The following is a 235-nucleotide window of genomic DNA, read 5'->3' on the forward strand; positions in this document are numbered from 1 at the left end:
GATCGGTTTCGTAATCGACGACCACTGGAGCGCCGAAAATTTTACCGTCCATCGCGGGGTTCAAGTTCGTCGAAGTTCCGACGTCGGGAGCCATCGACACAGGAAGTTCAGCCGGCGTTTTCCATGGGAGCTCATCCGCCGGAAGGGCCTTCTGATCGCCCTTCGCTTGCAGAGGCATGTTCGCAATGCGCGTGAGCTTCGCCGTCAACTGACCGAGCATCCACTGCGTGTGCGG

Annotated in this window: 1 protein-coding gene; it reads right to left on the bottom strand. The window is 59.1% G+C overall.

Annotated features, from left to right (window positions below):
• The coding region (locus tag RYX56_RS25360; protein ID WP_317124514.1) for a hypothetical protein at positions 1–208 on the bottom strand (208 nt) is incomplete at its 3' end.
• Positions 209–235: the final 27 nt, after the last annotated feature.

Origin of the sequence: Alkalihalophilus lindianensis (genome assembly GCF_032843265.1) — a bacterium.
Lineage (GTDB): Bacteria > Bacillota > Bacilli > Bacillales > Bacillaceae_D > Alkalihalophilus > Alkalihalophilus lindianensis.